The sequence below is a fragment of the Rugamonas fusca genome, from assembly GCF_014042365.1.
Taxonomy (GTDB): Bacteria; Pseudomonadota; Gammaproteobacteria; order Burkholderiales; family Burkholderiaceae_D; genus Rugamonas; species Rugamonas fusca.
The window spans coordinates 16,833-41,980 of sequence record NZ_JACEZS010000036.1; the positions used below are offsets into that span (position 1 = coordinate 16,833).

Consider the following 25,148-nt stretch of genomic DNA (forward strand, 5'->3'; position numbering starts at 1 on the left):
CGGGGTGGTAAACGATAGACGGTATCACAAAGCGACGCCCCCGCGCCGCCAGGCTGGGGCCTGGTTGCGCGGGGGCGTCGGGGGGTGCGGTGGCGTCAGCCGATCAGCAGCGTGGCGTGGTCGGCGCTGAGCGATGCATGGCTCAGGTCGACCAGGCCGGTCAGCTTGACGATCAGGTCAGTGCCATTCATGAACGCCGCCTCCGTCGATGCATAGGCATGCTGCACGATATACGTATCGCCGCCAAACTGGAACCAGACGGTGTCGCCCTGGCTGGTGCCCGTGACCGCCGCGTTGGCATAGTCCTGGAACACGGCCGTCGCGCCCAGCGCCAGCTTGGTCTGGGCGAAGGTGACCGAACCCACTTGCGCCAGGCCGATCATGTCGCCGGCGGTGGCGTCGGTGATGGTGGCGTAGGCGTTGACGTTGCCCGGCGGCGTGGCAATAACGAACAGGTCGTTGCCCGCGCCGCCCGTCATCGTGACCAGGCTGGCGCTGGCCACCAGCATGTCGGCGCCGGCGCCGCCAACCAGCGTGTCGCCAGCGTGCAGGGCGCCCAGCACGTCGTCGCCGGCGCCGCCCTTGAGCACGGCTGCGGCCGCCGCGCCGGCCACCGTCGCCGTCTGCAGGCTGCCCGTCATGGCGCTGCCGTCGATCAGGGTCAGCGCCACATCGGATGGATCGAGGGCCAGCACCAGGCCGGCGTTGCCGCTCAGGTGCACGGTCTTGGCGGCCGCGTCGGTGAGGATCAGTCCGGCGTGCTGCACGCCGTAGCCGGTGGCGGTGACGTCGGTGTCGATCGCGCTGACATTGACCGTTTCCACGCCGGCCACGGCCACCACGCCAAACGACGTGTCGGCCGCCGTCACCTTGGTGATCACGTTGAAGCTGTCGGCCGTGCCGGTGGCGTCGCTCATGGTCACGGTGGTGCTGGTGGCCGCGCCCGTCAGCTCCAGCGTGCCGCCGTTGGCCATGTGGGTGAGCGTCAGCGCGCCCGTGCCCACGCCGCCGGCGCTGACGACGTAGCTCATGCCATCGAGGTTGGCCAGGTTCACGCTGTCGCTGGCCGCGTTGGCCACGGCGCCCAGCTTGAGGTGCTCGAAGCCGGTGATCTTGTCGGCGAACGCGGTGCCGGTCGAGGCGCTGGCCGCGTCGGCCGAGGCCATGGCCAGCGTGTCGGTGCCGGCGCCGCCATCCAGCACGGCGCTGGCGGTGGTGGTGCCCGTGGCCAGCGCCAGCGTGTCGTCACCGGCGCCCAGCGTAATGGCCTTGCTCGGCGCGGTGGTGGTCAGGGTGACGATGTCCACCCCAACGCCGCCGGTGTAGGTGGTGCGGGTGGCATCCAACTGCACCACGCTGGTGCCGATGGTGGCGCTGGTGTTCACGGCCGTCATGCCGGCGCCGGTGGCGTCGCCGGTCACACTGGCGGCGCCCGTCACGTTCACGGTTTGCACGTTGCCCATGGTCGAATTGCTCAGGTCCAGGGCATGGTCGCCGCCGATGGTCACCGTGGTCAGGCCGCCGGCCGTCAAGTCCACATAGGAGTCGGCGCCGGTGGCGTTGATGACGAGCGAGGTGTAGGTCGAGCCGAGCGCGACCGAGCTGACGTGGCCGGACGCGCCCAGGCCGTTCAGGTACATGGTCAGCGCGGTGGCGCCGTTGTTGGTGACGGTGACGTTCTCGTTGCTGTGGGCCAGCGTCAGGCTGGTCAGCGCGTCGGAGGTGATGGACGAGGCCGCGCCGATGCCATCGAGCGTCACGCTGGCCAGCTTGTCGGCGCCGGCGATGGCGCCGTTGATGGTCACGGCGCCACTGCGCACGCCCAGCACGCCCGTCTTGGCGTCCACGTTGGTCAGGCCGGCCGTCTTGTTGACGGCGGCCACGTCGCCTGCATTGGCCGTGTCGTACACGGCGATCGGGGTGTGGCCGGTGGCAGCGTCCGTCGCGGTCGCATCCACGGTGGCCACGGTGCCGGTGGTGACCACGGCGCCGGTGCTGTAGCTGCCCGAGAACACGCCCGTGTAACTGCCATTGCCGGCCGGCGCGGCGCCGGCGATGGCGCCCGCGCTCAGGTTGGCGAAGGCGGCGGCCACCTGCGCCGCCGTCAGCGCCTTGGCGGCCGTGAAGGTCAGGCCGCCCACGGTCATGGTTTCCGTGGCCGCCATGGCGACGAAGGTCACCGTGTCGACCTGCTTGACGCCGACCGTGGCCGGCACGGCGTCCACGGCCGACACTTCCGGCGTCTCCGTCACCGACACGCTGGTGGTGGCGGCGCCGGCCGTCACAGTGACGGCGCTTTGTACCACGGTGTGGCCGACGAGGCTGATGTCGGTCGCGGCGGCGGCGTCCGATGAGGTGGCCTTCTCGTTGATGGTGACGCTGGTACCGCCCGTGACCTGGATCGCGCCGCGCACGACGGCCGTATCGGTGGCGAGGTAAGCCTTGCCCACGGTGGTCACGCTGATGGCGCCGGAAGGCTGGTCGGTGGCGTCGCCGCCCTGGCCGATGTTGATGGTGCCCGTGGTTGCCTCGCCGGCCGTCACGCTGACGCTGGTGCCGCCATCGATGCTGATATTGCCGCTGCCCTGGGCGCTGTGGCTGACCGACACGGCGCCCGTGCCCACCGTGGTGTAGCCCAGCGTCACGTCGGTGTTGACGCCAGCCGTGCTCACGGTCTGGTCCGCGCCGCCGTTGAGGGAAATGGCGCCGTCCGCGCCGTTCACGCTGACGTCAGTGGTGCCGGCGGCCACCAGGGTGACAGCCTTGCCCTGGGTCACGCTCACATTGGTCAGGCCGGTCCAGCCGGAAACATCGGCCGTCAGGCCGACGGCGGCGCGGATCACGGCCTTTTCGACGCCATCCACCGTCACGTTGGGCAAGGCCGCCACGGCCGTGTTGGCGCCGCCATTGCCGTTCAGCACGTTCAAGTTCAGGGTGTCGTTGCCGAGGCCGCCCTTGATGGTGTCGAGCGCCGAGAAGGTCGAGGCGACGGCGTTGGTGGTGCCATCGATGACGCCGTTGAAGATATCGTCGGCCGAACCGCCGGTGAAGGCGTCGATTCCCTTGGTCAGGGTGTAGGTGGTCGCCTTCGCCGTGGTGGCGCTGGACACCAGCGAGGACAGGGTGCTGGTGACGGTGCTCTGGAAGTCGGCCGGCACCGTGGTCGAGGTGACGGTGGACAGCATGTTGCGGGCGGCCGTGGCCGCGGCCGCCCCCTGGTAGGCGAGGATTTCGTCGGTGGTGTCGAGCGCGTTGGTGAAATTGGTGGCGATGGTCGTCTTGTTGGCCAGCACGGCCGCATCCAGCAAGCCCTGCGCGCTCGTGTTTTGCATGGCCCCAAGCGCGATGTTCAGGGCCGCCGCGCCCTTGCTCAGGCGCCCCGCGTCGATCTCGCCGGCCCAGAACAACAAGCCCGAGAAATCGGCTGCACGGTTCAGCACGTTGACGAACACGGCGCTCACGAACGCCAGGGTGTCCGTGCCGTACAGGCTGACGGATTCAGTGCTGGTACCAAACGAATTGATCAGGGTCGCGAGCGCGGCGTTGGTCTTGCTGGCCGTCAGCAGGCCAGCCAGGTCAGTCGGCGCGTGCAGCGCGTCCAGCTGCGCCGATACATTCTTCAGGCCGATCAGGTCGGCCGGACGGCCGAAATAGGAGATGTAGATTTGCTGTACGAGGGCGGTGTAGTCTGCTGCGGCCATAGTCTTCCCTTGGTAATTTTATTTGGTATTTGGAGCCAGCAGGCTGGCGACCGGGTGCCTGTGCAAGTACTGCCGAGCACAGCGACTCGCCATTATAAACGCTACTAAATGACAACTGTTATTGAACAGTTGATAAGCGCGCACTGTTCAGGACGTGCGCCCATGAAAAAAACCCCACAAGCTGATGAACAGCTTGTGGGGTTTCGGTCCGTTGCCGGAACCAAGTTCGTTTGGCGGTTTCGCCGGTCACAGCCCCGTTCCGGAGGAACAGGGCTGCGATTCAGCTTGCCACCAGACTGGCTTGATTAGCCCAGCGTGATGGTGTGAGCGGTATTGCTGAAGGCAGCGGTGCTCAGGTCGACTGCGCCGGTCAGCTTGACAATGATGTCGCTACCGTTCGAGAAGGTAGCACCACCCGAGACGTTCTCCACCACGTAGGTGTCGCCACCAAACTGGAACCACGACACATCGTGCGCGCTGCTCAGGTGCACGGCCTCGTTGGCGTAATCCTGGAACACTGCGGTGCTTGCCAGAGCAACTTTCGATGCCAGGAAGTGCTCAGCGCCCGTTGCCGCATTGCCAGCGGTACCAGCGAACACCAGGGTTTCGCCCGAGGTCGCGTCCGTGATGGTTGCGTAGCTGTTGACGTTCGACGTAGCGAATGCCACGTTGAAGGTGTCAACACCAGCGCCACCGGTCAGGGTCACCAGACCGCCGTGGACGATCAGGGTATCGTTGCCTGCGCCACCCAGCAGCACGTCGCCGCTGTGGTTAGCAGTCAGCGTGTCGGCTGCCGAACCGCCCTTGATGGTTGCAGCAGCGGTAGCACCTGCCACGGTTGCGGCAACCAGCTTGCCGGTCATGGTCGAACCATCGATCGAGGTCACTGCCACGTCGGTCCCATCCAGCGACAGCGACACGTTGGCGTTGCCAACGACCTTGATGGTCTTGGCGGCGGCGTCGGTGATGCTCAGCGTCGAGGTGTTGATCGCAGCGGTGGTGCTGGTGTCGGTAGCGGTGACGTTGACAGTCTCCACACCGGCAACGGCAACAGTACCGAAGTTCAGGTCAGCAGTACCAACTTTGGTCACAATGTTGAACGTGTCGGCGGTGCCGGTCGCGTCGGTCATGGTAACGATCGCGCCAGCGCCCAGACCAGTCAGTTCCAGCGTGCCGTTGTTGGCCATGTGGTTCAGCGTCAGCGTGGTGTCCGTGCCAGCAGCGTCGCTACCTGCGGTCGTGGCGTAAGTACCGCCAACATCGGTGAAGTTACCACCGACCAGCGTCTTGGAATGGTCAACCGAAGTGAGCGTCAGGTCAGCACCGGCGTTGGTGAAGGTCACACCGACCTTACCAGCGCCAACGGCCGCATCAACCGCAGCTTGTACTTCGGCGGCGGACGCCGTAGCGCCAGCCGTGACGCCAACCGTAGCCGTGTAGACGGTGCCATTGTAGGTGAAGGCAATGGTGTCGCCTTTGGTCAACAGCGCAACTTCGCTTGCGTAGACGCTGTAGGCGGCTGCACCTGCGGTGTCAGTTGCGGCGACGTTGTCGCCAACCGCATCCAGTGCACCGCCGACCAACGTATGATATGGCGCGGCAGCGGTGAAGGTGATGTCAGCGCCAGCATTCGTCAGCGTTGCCGTTACCTTGCCAGCACCGAAGGTGACCAAGCCGGTAGCTTTGTCCACAGCAGCGGCGATAGCCGCGTCGAGTTCGCCTGCAGTCGCAGAAGCACCGGCGATCGTGACCGTCGCCTCATACTGCGTGCCATCGTAGGTGAAGAGAATCTTTTCACCGGTAGCCAGCTTCGCCACGCCGCCGGTCCAGGCGGTCGAGTACGCGGTGCCAGCAGTATCGGCACCATCCAGCGTTGCCAGCGTACCACCCGCGTTGGCGTAGTTGCCACCAGTCAGGGTGTCGTGGGCAGCGTCGCCAACAGCGGTCAGCACCAGGTCATTCGTGGCGAACGCAGCGGACACCTTACCCGAACCAACTTGCGCATCGATAGCGGACTGAACTTCAGCGATGGTAGCAGTAGCGCCAGCGGTCGCACCAATGGTCGCGGTTTTGGCACTGCCATTGTAGGTGAAGGCGATGGTATCGCCGGCGGTCAGCAGGGACTTGACGCTAGCATACGTCGTGTTCGCGCCTGCGGCCGTAGCTGCGCCTGCGCTCACAACATAGCTAATACCGTCCATGTTGGCCAGGTCAACCGTCGCAACTGCAGCAGCCTTGTTCAGGCTCAGCTTCTCGAAACCGTCGATCTTGGTTTGGAAGGAGTTGTTCAGCGTAACGAATGCAGCATCGGCTGCGTCCATCACCAGCGTGTCAGTACCTGCGCCACCGCTAACGTTCGCGGTCAGCGAGTGCGTGCCGGAGGACAGGGTGACGGAGTCATCGCCAGCGCCCGTGTCGATGGCTTTAGCAACAGTGGTGTTTGCCAAGGTCACATTATCAACGCCAGCGCCACCGGTATAGGTTGCATTGGTGCCGTCGATCTTCACGGCGCTGGTGCCGGTGGTGGCCGAGGTGTTCACAGCGGTCACGTTGGCACCCGAGGCGTCCACGGTCACGCCAGCCGAACCGGTCACGGTCACGGTCTTCAGTGCGCCCAGGGTCGAACCGGTCAGGTCAACGGCCTTGGCACCAGCCACGGTCAGCGCGGTCACGCCGCCAGCGGTGACGTTCACCACGGAATCAGCGCCGGTGGCGTTGATGTTCAGGGCGGTGTAGGTCGCGCCCAGGTTGGCGGTGGCGGTCACGTCGGAGTCACCAACAGCGTTCAGGCCCAGTGCCAGGGTGCTGGCGGCGGTGTTGGTCACGGTGACGCCGGCGTTGCTGTGTGCCAGGTTCAGGGTGGTCAGTGCGTCCGAGGTCACGGACGACGATGCGCCGAAACCGTCCAGGGTCACGGTAGCGATCTTGTCGGTGCCGGTGATGGCGCCGTTCACGACCACTGCGCCGCCGGTCACGCCCAACACGCCGGTGACGGCGTCAACAGCGGTCAGGCCGGCGGTCTTGTCGGCGATCGATGGGCTGCCTACAGCAACGCCATCGGTAAAGGACAGCGCCGTGGCGGCCGTTGCTGCGGTCTTGGCGGTAGCATCCACAGTGACCACAGTGCCAGTGGTAACAACAGCGCCGGTGGTGTAGCTAGCCGAGAAGGTGCCGGAGTAAATACCGTTGCCGGCAGGTGCGGAGCCAACGGTGGCGCCAGCGCTCAGGTTAGCGAAGGCGGCAGCAGCTTGAGCAGCGGTCAGCGCCTTGGCGGCGGTGAAGGTCAGGCCACCGACCTCGATGGTGTCGTTTACAGCCATGGCCGTGAAGGTCACGGTCTTAATTTGCTTCACACCAACAGTTGCAGCCACTGCGTCAACACCGTCAACGGCAGCCGACTGGGTCACGGAAACGGTGGTGGTCGACGCGCCGCCGTTCACGGTCACAGCGCTCTGCACGACGTTGTGGCCAACGACGGAGGTGTCGGTAGCGGCAGCAGCCGACGACGACGTTGCCGTTTCGTTGATGGTCACGGTGGTGCCGCCAGTGGTCTGGATGACGCCGCGGGTGACGCTATTGTCGGCAGCGGCATATGCCTTGCCGGTGGTGTTGATGGTGATCGCGCCGGAAGGCTGGTCGGTGGTCGCGCCGCCCATGCCAACGGTGGTGGCGCCGGTGGTGGCGCCCGAAGCGGTCACGGCCACGGTGGTGCCGCCGTCGATCTGGATCGCGTTAGCAGCTTGTGCGGTGTGGGTCACGGCGATGGCGCCGGTCGCAACGGTGGTCGCGCCCAGGGTCACGGTGGTGCCGCCGGTGGTCACGGTCTGGGTCGAGCCGCCGTCAATAGCGACGGAGCCGGTCGTGCCAGCAACGTTGACAGCGGTGGTGCCAGCAGCGGTCAGGGCCACGTCGGTGCCCTGGGTCACATTGGCGGCGGTCAGACCGGTCCAGGTGGACACGTTGGCGGTCAGGGCGACAGCGGAACGCACGTTCAGGTTTTCTACGCCCGACACGGTCACCGAAGGCAGTGCGGCAACCGAACCACCAGCATCAGGACCTTTGATGATGTTCAGGTTCAGGGTGTCGTTGCCCAGGCCGCCGTTGATCACGTCCAGCGCGGTCAGGGTGGAGGCTGCAGGGGTGTTGGTGGTGTCGATCACAGCGGTGATCACGTCATTGCCCGAACCGCCAACGATGTTGTCGATGCCGGTGGTCAGCACGCTGTTGACGCTAGGAATGCTGTCAGCAACGATGGTGGCCAGGGTCGAATCGATCGACGACTGGATGGTGGTCAGGTCGGAGGTTGCTACCACGGTCTTCAGCAGGTCGCGAGCGGCTTGAGCGGCTACGGCGCCCGAGTAAGCCACGATATCAGCGGCGCTGGTGGACATGGTGGTGGTGAAGTTGGTCGCAACGGTCACTTTGTTGGTGACGTTGGCCAGGTCGGTGGCGTCGCCACCGTCTTTGACTGCGGCTGCCAGGATGTTCATGGCGGCGGCGCCCTTGGTCAGCGTACCGGAGTCGATCGCGTTAACCCAGAACAGCAGGCCGGAGACGGCAGGAGCGCGGTTCAGCAGGTTCTGGTAGATGGCGTTGACGAAAGCGGCGGTGGTGCCGGAGCCGTACAGGTTGGCCGATTCGGGGCTGTTGCCGAAGCTGTCGACCAGGGTCTTGACGGTCGAGTTCGTGCTGTAAGCGGCGACGAAATCAGCGGTGTTGGTTGGCACGTTGCCAGCTGCCATGGCGGCGGTCATGTTGTTCAGACCGACGACGTCGGCTGGACGACCGAAATAGGCCAGATAGAGTTCTTGCGCTACGGTAGTGTAATCTGCGGCTACAGCCATGATGATTTCCTTTAAATTGTGGTTTAAACCAGGTTCTCTGCCATCAGACAGCGCTTAGTACCAAACGCTGAAGATGCCTTTTTTGCAGAACTGGGAGTATATTGCCAGATAGGGGGGCAGATGTTGTGACGGCCATCACATTGGCACAGTGAATCTACCCTTTTTTGTAATATTTTGTGTTTTTTTTGAGATTACGCTCATGCGCTGCACAAAATTTGTGCAATGAGGCGGAAATATGACGGGGGGGGGCGTGAATCGGGTAGATGAACAGGCAAGCTTAATTCACCAACCATGAATAGTGATGCATGTAACGCCACCACTAACTAATAAGGCATTGTAATTACCGCCACCGGCGCCGGCCGAATCGCCCCTGGCAAGACAGCGGGCTGGCACTCTTGCGAATGCCAGCCCGCCGTCCCGCATCCTTGCTGATCAGTGCTTCCAGCTGGTCGCACCCTCGGCCGTCAGTTTGGGGTTATTAATCGTCTTGAAGACGTAACCGGCCTGCTCGGCCTGGGAACCACCGAGATAACCGCGGATCGTCATGTTGGAACCCAGATCGCTGACCAAACCGCCTTGCGACGTAATGGAACCCTGGCCCGCCACCGCCATCGACGTATCGGGCGTATAAACCGTCAGGCCGGTGGAGAAACTGCGGCCGCTAAAATTCACATCCAGGTGGGCATCCTTGATGGCCGCCGCCACCGGATCCTGACCCGCCAGTTGCAGCGTGGCCGCGCTGCCCGTCAGCACGAACGACGCCGAGCCTTCCTTGGGCATAACCAGCTGGCTGTTCTTCAGACGCGCGATCACATAGGCGCCGCCGGCCGTGTAGGTGTTCTCAAATGTGCCATCGCGCAGTTTCGCCAGGACCGCCGTATCCTGCGGAATGTCGGCCACGGCTTGCCAGCGGCCCCACAGGATTTCGGGCGGGCTGGGCGGCGCGGGCGGCACGACGGGCTTGCCCGGATCGACCACGATTTCAGCGGGCGGCACCTTGGTGCCCGAGTCGGTGCCGGTCTGGGCAGTGTTATTGCCGCTGGCGGACTTGCCCGCGTTGAGCAGGCCGGCGCCCTTTTGCGCATCCAGGTTCACATCCTGCACCGCTACCGGCAAACTGGACGCTGGCGTCACCTTGCCCACGGGTTCATCGCCGCGCGGCGGCACGCTCTGGTCCGGCGCCAGCGACGGGTTGTGCAGCAACTGCGGAATATTCTGGCCGCGCTGCACCTGCAGCAGCAGGCCGGACTGGCCAGCGAACAGTTCGCGGCTGGTATTGCCTTCGCACGGGCCGCTGCCTTCCGGACCGCAGCCGCCGGAGAAGCCGCTTACCACCACGCCGCCGGAAACGACCACCACGCGCGAGGTTTCCTGGTCGGTGTAGACGATGAAGTCGGTGCCGCGCACGCCGATGGCGGCCACCGGGGTGTTGAAGCGGAAATTCTGGCGCGCCTTTTTCACGGCCGTGCCGGAGATGCTGCGCGCCACGCCACCCAGCAATTCGAGCTTGACGTGGGTGTTGCCGGGATGTTGTTGGTCAACCTGGTAGGCGGCGATGCGCGCCTTGCTGTTGGGGCGCAGGATCAGGAAGCCGGCGTCCACCGTCTTGATATAGACGTAGCCATCGGCGCCGGTGGCGACCTCGTCGCCCTCCTGCACGGCCGCGTCCAGTACCGCCGCCTTCTTGGCCAACTGCACCTGTCCGGTGACAAATACCACTTTCCCGGCCTCGCCCGCCGTGGCGGCGGCCGACCACAGCAAGCCGGCACCCACGCTTAACGAGACCAAAATCTGACGCAACATAATATATTCTCCCTCACCCTGCATTGTCCGTATTCTGGCGCCAAAGTATGTGATTACCGTCACATTCTTGCATTTGGATACAATTAAGAATACGGGCAGGCTGGCGGCCGCTTTTTCGCCCCCTCGCCATAGTGTTGACGGCCGCAAAGCGTTATACTTGACAACTATTTTACTGGGGTGCCGCCCCTCTCCTGCCCCAGCCTCCGGCACGCGAGCCTTGCCGGCACCGACTTGTTAGCCTATCTTGCGCCATTTGATTCCATCCGCCTCCATGTTTCGCACCGGCATCGCGCTGGCCGCCGTCCTGCTGACGGTCTGGTCGCAGTGGCTGGCGCCCTCGGGCACGGGGTTCGCGGACGACTGGCTGCGTGACCGTTTCATCCGGCTGCGGGCCAGCGCGGCGCCCGAACAGCGCATCCTGGTGGTGGACATCGACGAGAGCAGCCTGGCGGCCCTGCCGTGGCCGTGGCCGCGCGCGCGCCTGGCCACCCTGATCGAAACCCTGCTGGCCAACGGCGCGCGCGGCGTGGCGCTCGACATCCTGCAGGAAAAGCCGGCCGACGCCGACGGCGACGCGCGCCTGGCCATGCTGGCCCGCCACGGCCCCGTGGTGCTGGCCCAGTTGTTCGATTTTGCAAATCAGCCTCATCCGCTGCGGGGCGGCCAGCTGGTGGGCGGCATGCCGGCCGCCGCTGGCGCCGTGCCGGCCACCGGCTACCTGGCCAACCACGCCGGGCTGGCGCAATCGGCATACGCCGGCAATATCGGCGTGGCGCCCGACCACGACGGCACGCTGCGCTGGGTGCCCATGTACGCCAGCTTTGAAGGCAAACAATATCCGACCCTGGCGCGCGCCCTGTTCGACTGCTGCGCCGGCGGGCCCGCCGCCGAGCTGCCCACGGGCGCCCTGCGCGTACCCTACAGCCGCGCCTGGTCGGCCTACTCCGGCCTGAAAGCGGCCGATGTGCTGGAGCAGAACTTCACGCCCGACCAGGTGGCCGGCAAACTGGTGCTGATCGGCTCCTCGGCGCTGAGCATCGGCGACCGCCTGTCCACGCCGCTGGGGGCGTCCACGGCCGGCCTCTTGGTGCACGCGGCCGTGCTCGACAACCTGCTGGCGCGCCAGGCTGGCCACGCGCCCGCGCCCTGGCCCGGCAAATGGATGGCGCTGCTGTTCTGCCTGAGCGTGGTGCAGCTGATCAGCTACACCCTGCCGCGCCGGTCGGCCGCCACCAATGTGGCCTTGCTGGGCGCCAGCGCCGCGCTGTGGCTGGTGCTGGCCTATGTCGTCGTGCCGCACGACGACCAGTTCTCCACGGCCGGGCCGCTGCTGTCCAACCTGTTCCTGCTGGCCGTGGCCGTGCCGTTCCACTGGCAGCTCACGCAACACAAGTCGCGCCAGCTGCTGCACACGCTGCGCCAGTACGTGGCCAAGGAAGTGGTCGATGAACTGCTGCGCAGCGACCTGCAAGACCCGCTCTCGCCCAAGCAGCGCCAGGTCACCACGCTGATCGCCGACATGGAAGGCTACACCACCCAGGTGGAATCGCTGCCGGTGGAGGAAGCGGCCAAACTGACCACCGACTTCCTCGATTGCCTGACCCGCCCCGTGCTCGACATGCACGGCACACTCGACAAATACACGGGCGATGGCCTGGTGGCGTTCTGGGGCGCGCCACTGCCCATCGCCGACCACGCCGACCTGGCACTGGACGCGGCCCAGCTGATCCTCATGGAAGTGGCACGCATGAGCGCGCGCCGGGTGGCCGACGGCAAGCTGCCGCTGCGGGTGCGGATCGGCATCGAGAGCGGCCTGGCCATGGCCGGCGACTACGGCACGGCATTCCGCAGCATCTACACGGCCGTGGGCGACAGCGTCAACACGGCCTCGCGGCTGGAGCAGGCCGCCCGTGAATTCCCGCACGACGTGATCATCGGCGAGGGCACGGTGCGCAGCGCCACCCGCCACCGCTTCCTCCACCTGGGCGAACGCCGCCTGCGCGGCAAGGAAAAGCCCGTGCAGCTCTACACGCTGGAGCCCGTGGCATGACGCGCCGGCCGCTGATGTCCCTGCTGGCCGCGCTGCTGGCCACGCTATCGCTGCCAGCGGCGCGGGCCGACGAGGCCCCGCCATTCCCGCCCGTGCAGCAGGAGGAACTGTACGTGAGCGCCATGAAGGCGCTGGCCGACGGCCGCCCCGACGACGCCACCCGGCTGCTGATGCGCTTCCTGGAAAAAGAACCGCAGCACGCGGGCGCCTGGCTGGACCTGGCCATCAGCCAGTGCGAGCTGGGACACGGCACCGAAGCCGAGCGCCTGTTCGTGGAGATCGAACGGCGCTTCGCGCCGCCGCCAGGCATCGTGGAAGTGATCCAGGGCCACCGCGCGCGCGGCTGCCACCCCTTGCCGCCTGGCCGGCGCGACCTGCTGTCGCTATCGGCCGGACGCGGTTACGACAACAACGTCAACCAGGGCGCCAGCAGCGCCTTCTTCAGCACCGGCAGCGGCGCCAACTACCTGCAGTGGCAGCTGACGCCCGAATACCTGCCCAAGGCGGACGGCTACAGCCTGCTGTCGGCCGACTACAGCGGCAACCTGGGCCAGAGCAAGCTGCTGGGCTTCGCCCAGCTGCGCGTGCGCCGCCACGACCACGAGCACGAGCAGGACATGACGTCCGCGCTGGTGGGGCTGGAGCAGCCATGGCAGCTGGGCCAATGGCGCGGCCGGGCCACGGCCGGCCTGAGCGCCCTGCAGTTGAACGGCCACTATTATCAGCGCCAGGCCCAGGTGCAACTGCGCGCCACGCCGCCGGTGGACTTGCCCGAGGCGCTGGAGTGGTCGCTCACGAGCGGCCTGAGCCACGTCACCTACCCCACCCGCACCAAGTACGACGCCAACACGGTGGAACTGGGCAGCACGCTCAACTACCGCGACAACGTGCGCCAGGCGCTGGCGGGGGTGGGTGTGCTGTCCGACCATGGCCAGGCGGGCCGGCTGGGGGGCAACCGCGATGGCTGGTATGGTAATCTACTGCTTTACAGCAATCTGGGCGAACGTTTCAGCGGCCAGCTGGGCTGGACGCGCCAGGTATGGCGCGGCGCGAGCGTGTACTCGCCCAACGTGATCGACCTGGTCCGGCGGCAGGACACGCGCCTGCTGACGGCCAGCGTGTCGATGCAACTGCCAGCCCACCACAGCCTGCAACTGGAATGGCGCTCGACCCAGAACAGGGAAAATATCTCGCTGTTTCAATATAATAGCCGCAGCTTGCAGCTGACCTGGCATTGGGATGGTTTCTGACCGCCAGCCGCGGCACCCTCCTTCGATTTATGCAAAGAGCAACGCCACCATGGCTTGGGAACTGATTTTCTTTTTACTGGCGCTGGCCGCCGTGTCGGCCGGCTGCCTGGCGCCGAGCGGCTGGCTGCCCGTGCTGCCGAACGACAAACTGCTGCACTTTGGCGCCTTCGCCGCGCTCACGCTGCTGGCGCTGCGGCTGGCCCACGGCTGGCGCGAACTGGGCTACTGGCTGGTGGGGCTGCTGGTGGCGGGCTGGGTGATCGAAGTGCTGCAGAACCTGGTGCCGGGACGGCGCTTCTGCTGGCGCGACCTGGGCGCGAACGCGGCCGGCATCGCGGCCGCCGCCTGCTGCGCGCCACTGCTGTTGAACTACTAAATTCTTGGAAACCCGCATGACCTCCAGTAAAAAGTCCCCCGCCGCCGCCGTTCCCGACGACACCGCCGCCATCGGCGGCGCGCCGGCCACGCCAGCCACGGTGCCGCCAGCCGAGGGGCGGGAGCCGGGCGAGCCGAACCAGCCGGTCAACATCCAGATTCACTTGCGCAAGATCCCGCTGCTGGCCGACCTGAGCGAGGAAGACATGGCCAGGGTGCGGGCCGACCTGCGCATCCGCCAGTACAACAAGCGCGACGTGGTGCTGCAAAAAGGCGCGGCCGGCGACGCGCTGCTGTTCCTGCTGTCAGGCCAGCTGCAAGTGATCGACGTGACAGAGGATGGGCGCGCCATCGGCCTGCGCATGCTGGCGCCGGGTGACTTCTTCGGCGAGATCGCCGTCATCAACGGTTCCATGCGCTCGGCCTCGGTGGTCGCGCTCAGTCCGGTGCTGGTGGCGCTGCTGCCGCGCGCCACGGCGCTGCACCTGTTCTCGCATTCGCCGTCGGTAGCCAACCAGATGCTGCGCTTCCTGGCCGCGAAAGTGCAGCGCGACTCGGAATTCCGCGCGCTGCTGAGCATTCACAACACCTCCAAGCGCATCTACACCTTCCTCGAACTGCTGAAGGAAAAGAAGGATGGCGCCGAGGAGGAGGTGGTGGTGGAGAACCTGCCCACCCACCAGGACATCGCCAACATGATCAACACCAGCCGCGAGACAGTCACCCGCACGCTGCTGACGCTGGCGCAGCAGGGCATCATCAAGAAGGGCACGCACCGGCTCATCATCATCAAGCCCGACGCGCTGCAAAAGCTGGCGCAAGGCTGAGGAGCGGAGGGGCGGGGTCAGGTCCGGCATCATGCCATGTTGGCAGATTGCCGGACCTGACCCTCCCGATACGAATTTTTCAGGCGGCCGGGGGCGCCAGCAACTGGCGGGCGGCCAGGTAATCGAGCACGCGCTGCGCGCATTGCTCGGCCGTTTCCTCCAGCGTGGCCAGCCGCAGCTCTGGCTGTTCCGGCCGTTCATAGGGGGAATCGAGGCCCGTGAAATTGCCGATCTGGCCCGCGCGCGCTTTCTTGTACAGGCCCTTGGGGTCGCGCCGCTCGCATTCGCCGAGCGGGGTGTCGATGAAGATTTCCACGAATTCGCCCGGTTCCATCAATTGGCGCACCAGCCGCCGGTCGGAGCGGAACGGGGAAATGAAGGCGCTCAGCACGATCAGGCCGGCATCGGCCATCAGGTGCGCCACCTCGCCCACGCGGCGGATGTTTTCCACCCGGTCGGCGTCGCTGAAACCGAGGTCGCGGCACAGGCCGTGGCGCACGTTGTCGCCATCGAGCAGGTAGGTGTGCAAGCCCAGTTCGGCCAGACGGCGCTCGACCAGGCCGGCGATGGTGGTCTTGCCCGACCCGCTCAGGCCGGTGAACCACAGCACGCAGGGCCGCTGGTGGCGGCGCAGCGCGCGGTTGGCGGGCGCGATCGCGGGCGCTTGGAGGAAGATATTCTGGGTGCTCATCGGGGCCTTTCCGGGCGACATCCGCCCATGGCGGCAGGCGCCGATCATACCAGCGCCGCCGCGCCCCAGGCAAGCCGCGCACGGGACGACGGCGCTGTTGCCGATGCTATAATGCGGCCCCTTCCCGTCACGAACACCACTCAACACATGGGCAGCATACACGTCAGTCAACTGGGCAAGGCATACAAACAATACCCGGGCCGCTGGTCGCGCCTGCTTGAATGGGTCACGCCTTTCCTGGGACAGCGCCACCGCCTCAAGTGGGTGCTGCAGGATATCGATTTCCACATCGCGGCCGGCGAGTCCGTGGCCCTGATCGGGGTCAACGGGGCCGGCAAGAGCACGCTGCTCAAGCTGATCACGGGCACGGCCCAGCCCACCACGGGCGCCGTCACCACCCACGGCCGGGTGGCCGCCCTGCTGGAGCTGGGCATGGGCTTCCATCCCGACTTCACGGGCCGCCAGAACGCCGTCATGGCCGGCCAGCTGATCGGCCTGAGCGTGGAGGAAGTGACGGCACTGATGCCGGGCATCGAGGCGTTCGCCGAGATCGGCGACTATATCGACCAGCCGGTGCGGGTCTATTCATCGGGCATGCAGGTGCGGCTGGCGTTCGCCGTGGCCACGGCCGTGCGGCCCGACATCCTCGTGATCGACGAGGCGCTGGCCGTGGGCGACGTGTTCTTCCAGCAAAAATGCTATGAACGCATCCGTGCCTACTGCCAGGCCGGCACCACGCTGCTGTTCGTGTCGCACGCCATGGGCGCCGTGTATTCGCTGTGCAACCGCGCCATCCTGATCAGCGCCGGCCGCGTCGCGCTCGACAGCAGCCCGCGCGAAGTGATCGACCTGTACAACGCCCACGTGCTGCACCAGCGCGAAGGCAAGGCGCCGCCGCCGGCCCCGGTGCGCACGGCCACTGCCGAACCGGGCTCCGACGCCGCCGGCCGCGCCGCCGACGGCAGCGCCAGCCGGCAGGCGCCCGCCGACAGCAGCGCCCCGGTCGCGGCGCCTGAGGCGGCCACCGTGCCCGAACCAGCCGGCACGCCGCCCACGGCGAGCGCCACCACCGCGGCCGACGCCACCGCCCCGTCCACCGTGGGCTCCTTCGCCCATGGCGGCGCCACGCTGGACGCCGTCGGCTTGTACGTGGACGACCAGCCGGCCGCCACCATCGTCAGCGACCGCGTGGCCACGGTGCGGGTCGAGAGCCGCTTCGCGCAGGGCTACGCCGATCCCCACATCGGCTTCCAGATCCGCAACGCGCGCGGCGAAGCCGTGTTCATGACCAACACCTACTGCATGGGCCAGCGCATCGGCCCAGTGGCGCCCGGCGAGGCGGTGCGGGCCGAGTTCTCGTTCAAGGCCAGCCTGGCACCGGGCGACTACACCATCACGGCCGGCGTGGCCGAGGGCGGCGCCGGCGAAGGCGACTTCCGCCAGACCCTGGCCCGCCAGCAGGACGCCAGCGCCTTCACGGTGCTGCGCAACCTGGACGCCATCGTGTGGAGCGGCGTGTGCAACCTGGACCCGATCTGCGAGCTGCAGCGCCAGGCGCCCGCATGTTGAACGGTCCGGGGTCAGGTCCGGCATCACGCCACAAACCTTGGTTTGTGGCGTGATGCCGGACCTGACCCCGCACCTTAGCAGGCACGCAACATTGCGGCCTGTTCAGCATTTCACGCTATAATCGCCGGTTGCCTCGCTGCCTCCAATTTCGTCATGGATTTACTCGTCACCACCTCGCAATCCCTGCTGCTGCTCGACACCGACACCGGCCACGCCGTCCGCCTCGACAGCGGACGCGGCCTGTATTACGGCCTGGCCCGCCACGGCGACCATTTGTACGTGGCCGCGCGCAAGCGACTGGTGTCGTCCACCGTCGACCCGGCACTGGAACGGGGCGAGATCCTCATCTTCGACCGCGCGCTGCGCCCCTGCGGCACGCTGCAGGCGCCCTTCCCGCTGCGCGACCTGCACGAGATCGCCTGGCACGACGGCAAGCTGTGGGCCACGGCCTCGCACGACGACATGGTGGCCATCTACGACGGCCAGCGCTGGGAGCAATGGTATCCGCTGGCCTGCCGCGACCAGGGCGACGTGCACCACTTCAATTCCTTCATGTTCGAGGACGGCCACGTGTGGGTGCTGGCGCACAACCGCGGCCCCAGCGAACTGCTGCTGTTCTCGCTGGCCACGCGCGCGCTGGTGCGCCGCGTCCAGCTGGGCAATTGCGGCCACAACATGTGGCGGGAACAAGGCCAGTTGCTGACCTGCTCGTCGGCCGAAAGCCGGCTGCTGGGCGAGCACGGCTTCGTGCTCGAGACGGGCGGCTTCCCGCGCGGCGTGGCCAGCGATGGCGTGCAGCGCTGCGTGGGCGTGTCGGCCCTGGCCGAGCGCGCCGCGCGCGACTTCAGCGACGGCCAGTTGCAGGTGTATGACCAGCAGTGGCAGTTGCGCCACACGATAGACCTGACCGGCGAGGGCCTGGTGCTGGACCTGCTCACGCTGCCGCCCGGCTTCGGCCTCGGCGCGTTGCGCCGCGCCGGCCTGACGCTGGCCCGCCACTGGCCCGGCGCCACCAGCGCGCCCGGTTTCCAGGTGCGCCGCGCATGAGGATGCCCGCCCTGCTCGCCAGCGTGTGGCGCTACCGCGGTTTCGTGCTGGGCAGCGTGCGGCGCGAATTCCAGGCCAAGTACCGCAATTCGCTGCTGGGCGCGCTGTGGACGGTACTCAATCCACTGGCCATGATCATCGTCTACACGGTGATCTTCTCGCAGGTCATGGGCAGCCGCCTGGCCGGCAGCGGCGCGCCGTTCGCCTACAGCATCTACCTGTGCGCCGGCGTGCTGACCTGGGGCCTGTTCGCCGAGATCACCTCGCGCAGCCAGTCCGTGTTCATCGAGCACGCCAACCTGATCAAGAAGCTGCAGTTTCCCCGCATCTGCCTGCCCATCATCGTGGTGCTCAACGCGCTGGTCAACTTCGGCATCATCTTCGGCCTGTTCACGGGCTTTCTGCTGCTGTCGGGCAGCTTCCCCGGCTGGGCCTACCTGGCGCTGGTGCCGGTGCTGACCATGCTGGTGCTGTTCGCCATCGGGCTGGGCATGATCCTGGGCGTGCTCAACGTGTTCTTCCGCGACGTGGGCCAGTTCTTCACCATCCTGCTGCAATTCTGGTTCTGGTTCACCCCCATCGTCTACCCGGTGACCACGCTGCCGGCCGCCGTGCGCGAACTGCTGGTGTGGAACCCGATGGCGGCCGTGATCAATGCCTGCCAGACCATCCTCGTCCATGGCCAGGCGCCGCACTGGCGCAGCCTGCTGCCGGTGGCCGTGCTGGCCGTCGTCAGCTGCGCGCTGGGCCTGCGCCTGTTCCGCCGCCGCGCCGGCGAGATGGTGGACGAACTGTGATGGCGCGCCGCCCGGAGAGATGAGCACATGAGCCAGACCTTTTACCGCGCCTTCGAGGACCGCTACCGCGGTTCGCGCGAACTGATCAAGCAACGCCTGGGCGCCTACCGCCCCTTCCTGCTGCCGCTGGCGGCGCTCGGCGCGCCGGCATTGGACCTCGGCTGCGGCCGCGGCGAGTGGCTGGAACTGCTGGCCGAATGCGGCCTGCGTGGCAGCGGCGTGGACCTGGACGCCGGCATGCTGGCGGCCTGCCGCGAACGCGGCCTGCAAGTGCAACAGATCGACGCGCTGGCCGCGCTGCGCGCCCAGCCCGACGCCAGCCTGGCGCTGGTGTCGGCCTTCCACCTGGTCGAGCACCTGCCGTTCGCGCTGGTGCAGGAACTGATCGCCGAGGCGCACCGGGCGCTGCGGCCGGGCGGCCTGCTGCTGCTGGAGACGCCCAATCCGGAAAACCTGACCGTGGGCGCGTCCAGCTTCTATCTCGACCCTACCCATGAGCGCCCGCTGCCGCCGGCCCTGCTGGCATTCGCCGTCGAATATGGCGGCTTCGATCGCCACCGCGTGGTGCGCCTGCAGGAAGACCCGGCCCTGCATGACGAGGCCACGGCCCTGGGCCTGATCACGGTGCTCGAAGGGGTCAGCCCCGACTACGCCGTGGTGGCCCAGCGCGCCGCCGCGCCGCACGTGCTGGCCGCGTTCGACGCGCCGTTCGCGGCCCCCTACGGGGTGGGCCTGGGCCAGCTGGCCCAGCGCTACGAGCAACAACAGGAGCGCGACCGCGCCAGCCTGCACCGCGGCCTGGCGCAGGCCAACGGCGAGCTGGAAGCGCTGCGCGGCGGCGTGGCCGTGGTGGCCGGCGGCGTGGAATCGCTGGCCGGTACCACCGACAAGCTGGCGCAGCAACAGGCGGCCTTGCACGCCGACCTGAGCGCCCGGCTGGGCCAACTGGAAGCGCGCGGCGTACAGCTGGAACAGCGCATCATCGACATGCTCAACAGCCGTTCGTGGCGCGTCACGGCGCCGCTGCGCTGGGCCACCGACCAGGCCCGCGCGGCGCGCGGCGCGTGGCGCCAGTTCCGCTTCCGGCTGGCGCCGCGCCAGCGCGCCCGCGCGCTGCTGCTGGCGGCCATGCGGGCCGTGCTGCGCCGGCCCCGCTTCGCGCGCGCCGTGCGCGCCGTGGTGGCGCGCTTCCCGGCGCTGCAGGCGCGCCTGTACAGCCTGGCCTACCAGCCCGCCCACACGGGCGCGCCGGCCCCGGTGCCCGAATCGGAACAGCAGCTGTCGCCGCGCGCCCTGCACGCCTATCAACAACTGCAACAAGCGCTGGCCGCGAGGAAGAAACCCTGATGCGCATCGTGATCGACCTGCAAGGAGCCCAGTCGGAAAGCCGTTTTCGCGGCGTGGGACGCTATTCGCTGGCGCTGGCGCTGGCCGTGGCCCGCAACGCCGGCGAGCATGAAGTCTGGCTGCTGCTGAACGGCGCGCTGGCCGACGCCATCCCCGACCTGCGCCACGCCTTCGCCGACCTGGTGCCGTCCGAGCGCGTGTGCGTGTTCGAGCCGGCCGTGCCGGTGGCCGCGCTGGCGCCTGCCAACGGCCCGCGGGCGCGCGCCAGCGAACTGCTGCGCGAACACGTGCTGGCCGAACTGGAGCCGGACATGGTGCTCGTCACCAGCCTGTTCGAAGGCTATGTGGACGACAGCGTCACCTCGATCGGCTGCCACCTCGGGGCCGAACGCACGGCCGCCATCCTGTACGACCTGATCCCGCTGCTCAATCCGGCCGCCTACCTGCCGTCAGCCACGCAACAGGACTACTACCAGCGCAAGATCGCTTCGCTCAAACGGGCCGGCCTGCTGCTGGCCATCTCCGACTATTCGCGCCAGGAAGCGCTGGACGCGCTGGCCCTGCCGCCCCAACAGGTGGTGGCCATTTCCACCGCCGTGGACGCCCAGTTCCACCCGGCCCCGCTGGCCGACGCCGAGCAAGCGGCGCTGCGCCAGCGCTTTGGCCTGACGCGCGCCATGCTGATGTACGCGCCCGGCGGCTTCGACGCGCGCAAGAATATCGACGGCCTGATCACGGCCTTCAGCCTGCTGCCGCCGGCCGTGCGCGGCGCCCACCAGCTGCTGGTGGCCAGCAAGGTGGGCGAGCATGACCGCGCCGCGCTGCTGGCCCACGCGCGCCGCTGCGGCCTGGCGGCCGACGAACTGGTGCTGACCGGCTACGTGGACGACGCCACCCTGATCGCCCTGTACCGCAGCGCCACCCTGTTCATCTTCCCGTCCAAACATGAAGGCTTCGGCCTGCCGGCACTGGAGGCGATGGCCTGCGGCGCGCCCGTGATCGGGGCCGACAACACCAGCATCCCGGAAGTGATCGGTTGCGCCGAGGCCCTGTTCGACGCCGGTTCGCCAGCCGCCATGGCCGCCAAGCTGGCCGAAGTGCTGGACGACCCGGCCATGCTGGAACGGCTGCGCGTGCACGGCCGCCAGCAGGCCGCCAAATTCTCGTGGGATATCTCGGCCCGGCGCGCGCTGCGCGCCATGGAGCAGCATGTGGCGACACTGGCCAGCGCCGCCGCTCCCGTGCCTGCGCCCGCGCGCAAGCCACGGCTGGCCTTCGTCTCGCCGCTGCCGCCGGAACGCACCGGCATCGCCGACTACGCGGCCCAGCTGCTGCCAGCGTTGATGGACCACTTCGAGATCGAACTGGTACTCAAGCAGGACCAACTGACGCTGCCGCCCGCGCTGGCCGCGCTGCCGCGCCGCACGGTGGACTGGTTCGCCGACCATGGCGCCGGCTACGACCACATCCTCTACCAGTTCGGCAACAGCCCGTTCCACAGCCATATGTTCCCGCTGCTGCGCCAGCATCCGGGGGTGGTGGTGCTGCACGACTTCTTCCTCAGCAGCGTGCTGGTGTACGAACAGTTATCGGGCCTGCTGCCGCATGCCTGGAGCGAGGCGCTGGCCGCCCACGGCTACCCGGCCCTGCGCGCCGGCCTCGGTGGCGGCGCCGACGCGGCCGAAGCGGCCAAGCGCGATTACCCTGGCAACCTGCCCGTGCTGCGCGATGCCACCCACGTGATCGTCCACTCCGACCATGCGCGCGTGCTGGCGCGCCAGTGGTACGGCCCGCGGGCCGACCGCGACTGGAGCGTGGTGCCGCTGCCGCGCGCCACGCCAGCGGCGCTGGACGATGCACGCGCGGCCGCCCGCACGGCGCTGGGCATCCGGCCCGGCACCTACCTGGTGTGCAGTTTCGGCTTCATCGCCCCCACCAAGCTCACGCACGAGCTGGTGCAGGCGTGGCTGGCCTCCAGCCTGCATGACGATCCCGCTTGCGAACTGGTGCTGGTGGGCGCCAACCACGGTTCCGAATACGGCCTGGAACTGACGGCCATGTTGAGCGGCGCGGCCGGACGGCGCATCCGCATCGCCGGCTGGACCGACGAGGCCGACTACCAGCGCTACCTGCAGGCGGCCGACGCGGCCGTGCAATTGCGCGCCGTGTCGCGCGGTGAAACCTCGGCCGCCGTGCTCGACTGCATGAACTACGGCTTGCCCACCATCGTCAACGCCAACGGCTCGATGGCGGCCCTGCCGGACGACTGCGTGCTCAAGCTCGACGACGCCTTCGCCCCCGCCGCCCTGACGGCCGCGCTGGAAACGCTGCATGGCGACGCCGCCCTGCGCGCGGCCATGGGCGCGCGCGCGGCCGCCCTGCTGCGGCGCGAGCACAGCCCCGAACATTGCGCCGCCCTGTACGCGCAAGTACTGGCCAAGGTGCGCCCCGGCCGGCAAGCCCTGCTGCGGGCGCTGGCCGAGGTGGACGGCCTGGCCGACGACGGCGCCTTGCAGCGCCAGCTGGCCTGCGCCATCGCGGCCGCGCCCGATCCGCTGGCGCCGCGCCAGTTGCTGGTGGACGTGACCACCATCGCCCGCCACGACCTGCGCACCGGCATCGAACGGGTGGTGCGCGCCGAGCTGCTGGAACTGCTGCAATTGCAGCCGCCGGGCTGGCGCGTGGAACCGGTCTACCTGGTCCAGGAGGACGGCCGCTGGCAATGCCGCTACGCGCGCCAGTACGCCTACGGCCTGCTGGGCCTTGATGCGCGCGCCACCCATGACCCGGTGGCCGACGTGCGCGCCGGCGACGTCTATTACGGCGCCGACTTCGCGCCCGGCCCGGTGGGCGGGGCCGCCGCCGACGGCCTGTATGCGCGCTGGCGCGCGCGCGGCGTGCACGTCAGCTTCGTGCTGTACGACCTGCTGCCCGTGCTGCGGCCCGAGTTCTTCCCGCCCGGCGCCGACGCCGGCCACGCCGCCTGGCTGGCCACCATCGCCGCCGAAGCGGACCGGCTGGTGTGCATCTCGCACGCCGTGGCCGACGACATGCGCGGCTGGCTGGAACGCCACCCGCTGCCCGAGGGCGTACGGCGCGCGCCGCTGCAACTGACGGCGCTGCACCTGGGCGCCGACCTGGCCGGCACGTCGGGCCAGGCGAACGTGGACGACGTGCCCCATCCGCTGCTGCCGGCGCTGCGCGCGCGGCCCAGCTTCCTGATGGTGGGCACCATCGAACCGCGCAAGGGCCACCTGCAGGCGCTGGCCGCGTTCGAATCGTTGTGGGCGGCCGGTGTCGATGTACAACTGGTCATCGTCGGTAACGAAGGGTGGAAGCCGCTGCCGGCCGCTGCCCGCCGCACCATCCCCACCATCGTGCAGCGCTTGCAGCAGCACCCCGAGCAGGGACGGCGTTTGCACTGGCTGCAAGGGCTGGACGATGCGGCGCTGGAACAAGTGTACGGCGCCTGCGCCTGCCTGCTGCAACCGAGCGAGGGGGAAGGGTTCGGCCTGCCGCTGATCGAGGCGGCCAGCCGCGGCCTGCCGCTGCTGGCGCGCGACATACCCGTGTTCCGCGAAGTGGCGCGCGATGGCGCCAGCTATTTCAGTGGACTGGACGGCGCGGACCTGGCGCGGGCCGTCGGTACCTGGCTGGCCGAGCATGCCGCAGGCCGCCATCCCAAGCCCGACACCATCCGCTGGCGCACCTGGCGCGAGACGGCGGCAGAACTGCTGGACATGCTGGCCGCAGCGCGCCAGCAGCCCGGCTGAAGGTGGCGGGGGTCAGGTCCGGCAATCTGCCAAACTAACCCTACGCCTCGAATTTTTGTACCGCACGGTTCACGGTTCTCATTGAAATGCCGAAAAAATCGGCGATCTGTTGCATGGTATACACGGTGGAGAAATACGCGCGCGCTATCGCCTCATCCCGGTCAGGAAAATGACGCCGATATTCGTCCAATGGCCACCCCAGCGCACGCCGCTGCGTTCTGGAAATGCCACGCACTGCGCCATGCGGGGGGCCATGGTGGTAACGTGCGGTAAAAGCGGCGTCGCCGAGGATGAGTTGGTAATTCACGCCTAGCAATGGACTGTCCCGCCCGATGCCAGCCATCACGAAGCGGATGTAACGCTGGACCGCTACGTTCCCGGTCGAGCCAAACTGCCCCAGCAACCATTCCCGGTCAAACCACGCTGGCGCCTTGCACGCGCCCACCAGCAGGTGATGGCTGCTCCATGGCCATGCGCCCAATGAGCTCACCATCCGCGCTCGCAACGGATTCAAGACCACATACCGTGCCAACTCCAGCAAGTAGCCCTGCTTCTGCACCAGGATAGCCTTGTAACGGCCCTGGAAGAGGTGGCCCGCAACCTGATGGCGGCGATTGAAAAGCTGCGTGTACTGGCCATTCAACTGACGCATTCCTAGCGACAGGTTCCCGTCCACCGTTTCAATCAGCACATGATAGTGATTCGTCATCTGACAATACGCGTGGACAATAAAATTGTAGCGTTTGCAGACGAGCGCGAGAATATCAAGCCAAGCCAGGCGATCAGCATCATCGCGATAAATCGCTTCACTACGATCACCACGCGAGGTGACGTGATAGAGGGCGCCGGCGAATTCCAGGCGAAGTGGACGTGTCATTCGTCCACCCTAATCCTCACCAATCCGATCTGCCTTGACTTGGCGCAGCCATCAATCAGTCAACAATTTATGGCGCGATGCCGGACCTGATAATCATCTAGCCAACCTCCCTCCGGCATACGCCGGGGGTACAGTAAGCATTCAATGTCGAGTTGAACTTACGTACAGGGAGGCTGGTATGAGCAAGTATAGCGGTA

The 25,148-nt window shown here is 67.3% G+C and carries 14 protein-coding genes; 9 read left to right on the plus strand and 5 right to left on the minus strand.

Translation table 11 applies throughout. The annotated features are described in order from the left end of the window. Nucleotides 1–95 precede the first annotated feature (95 nt). The 3 genes from H3H36_RS24980 to H3H36_RS24990 all read right to left on the minus strand — a co-directional run bounded on the left by H3H36_RS24980 (nt 96) and on the right by H3H36_RS24990 (nt 10,348). Nucleotides 96–3,701 carry a beta strand repeat-containing protein gene (locus H3H36_RS24980; RefSeq protein WP_182220764.1) on the minus strand — a complete coding sequence of 1,202 codons (3,606 nt, stop codon included), beginning with the start codon at nt 3,699–3,701 and terminating at the stop codon, nt 96–98. Between the two features lie 305 nt (nt 3,702–4,006). Next, nucleotides 4,007–8,545 (minus strand): beta strand repeat-containing protein, encoded by a 4,539-nt coding sequence (locus H3H36_RS24985; protein WP_182220765.1) that lies wholly within the window; start codon nt 8,543–8,545, stop codon nt 4,007–4,009. A gap of 432 nt (nt 8,546–8,977) precedes the next feature. Then, nucleotides 8,978–10,348 (minus strand): FecR family protein, encoded by a 1,371-nt coding sequence (locus tag H3H36_RS24990; protein ID WP_182220766.1) that lies wholly within the window; start codon nt 10,346–10,348, stop codon nt 8,978–8,980. Nucleotides 10,349–10,619: 271 nt separating this feature from the next. Between H3H36_RS24990 and H3H36_RS24995 the strand changes: the two genes are divergently transcribed. Genes H3H36_RS24995 through H3H36_RS25010 form a run of 4 tightly spaced genes read left to right on the plus strand, consistent with a single transcriptional unit; the run spans nt 10,620 to nt 14,850 of the window. Beyond that, nucleotides 10,620–12,398 carry a CHASE2 domain-containing protein gene (locus H3H36_RS24995; protein ID WP_182220767.1) on the plus strand — a complete coding sequence of 593 codons (1,779 nt, stop codon included), beginning with the start codon at nt 10,620–10,622 and terminating at the stop codon, nt 12,396–12,398. Continuing rightward, entirely contained in the window at nt 12,395–13,648 is a 1,254-nt protein-coding gene (locus H3H36_RS25000) for a tetratricopeptide repeat protein (RefSeq protein WP_182220768.1), read from the plus strand. Before H3H36_RS24995 ends, H3H36_RS25000 begins: the two co-directional genes overlap by 4 nt. Before the next feature lie 49 nt (nt 13,649–13,697). Continuing rightward, nucleotides 13,698–14,024: a VanZ family protein gene (locus H3H36_RS25005; protein ID WP_182220769.1), complete on the plus strand. Its 327-nt coding sequence runs from the start codon at nt 13,698–13,700 to the stop codon at nt 14,022–14,024. 16 nt (nt 14,025–14,040) lie between these two features. Continuing rightward, on the plus strand, nt 14,041–14,850 hold the full coding sequence (locus H3H36_RS25010; RefSeq protein ID WP_182220770.1) for a Crp/Fnr family transcriptional regulator: 810 nt from the start codon (nt 14,041–14,043) through the stop codon (nt 14,848–14,850). A gap of 79 nt (nt 14,851–14,929) precedes the next feature. Here H3H36_RS25010 and cysC read toward each other — a convergent pair whose 3' ends face one another. Beyond that, nucleotides 14,930–15,541 carry an adenylyl-sulfate kinase gene (cysC, locus tag H3H36_RS25015; RefSeq protein WP_375539621.1) on the minus strand — a complete coding sequence of 204 codons (612 nt, stop codon included), beginning with the start codon at nt 15,539–15,541 and terminating at the stop codon, nt 14,930–14,932. Nucleotides 15,542–15,688: 147 nt separating this feature from the next. Here cysC and H3H36_RS27600 point away from each other — a divergent pair, with 147 nt between their 5' ends. From H3H36_RS27600 to H3H36_RS25040, 5 genes are all read left to right on the plus strand, one after another. After that, complete coding sequence (locus H3H36_RS27600) at nt 15,689–17,110, plus strand: ABC transporter ATP-binding protein (protein ID WP_182220772.1); 1,422 nt, start codon at nt 15,689–15,691, stop codon at nt 17,108–17,110. A 153-nt stretch (nt 17,111–17,263) separates the two neighbouring features. After that, entirely contained in the window at nt 17,264–18,157 is an 894-nt protein-coding gene (locus H3H36_RS25025) for a hypothetical protein (protein ID WP_182220773.1), read from the plus strand. Further along, nucleotides 18,154–18,954, plus strand: a complete 801-nt coding sequence (locus tag H3H36_RS25030) for an ABC transporter permease (protein ID WP_311196693.1) — start codon at nt 18,154–18,156, stop codon at nt 18,952–18,954. The genes H3H36_RS25025 and H3H36_RS25030 overlap by 4 nt, the downstream gene beginning before the upstream one ends. A 27-nt stretch (nt 18,955–18,981) precedes the next feature. Then, complete coding sequence (locus H3H36_RS26760) at nt 18,982–20,301, plus strand: class I SAM-dependent methyltransferase (protein ID WP_220459853.1); 1,320 nt, start codon at nt 18,982–18,984, stop codon at nt 20,299–20,301. Next, on the plus strand, nt 20,301–24,074 hold the full coding sequence (locus H3H36_RS25040) for a glycosyltransferase (protein WP_182220774.1): 3,774 nt from the start codon (nt 20,301–20,303) through the stop codon (nt 24,072–24,074). The genes H3H36_RS26760 and H3H36_RS25040 overlap by 1 nt, the downstream gene beginning before the upstream one ends. Before the next feature lie 40 nt (nt 24,075–24,114). On the opposite strand, the gene H3H36_RS25045 is transcribed toward H3H36_RS25040, so the two are convergent. Next, entirely contained in the window at nt 24,115–24,951 is an 837-nt protein-coding gene (locus H3H36_RS25045; protein WP_182220775.1) for a transposase, read from the minus strand. Nucleotides 24,952–25,148: the final 197 nt, after the last annotated feature.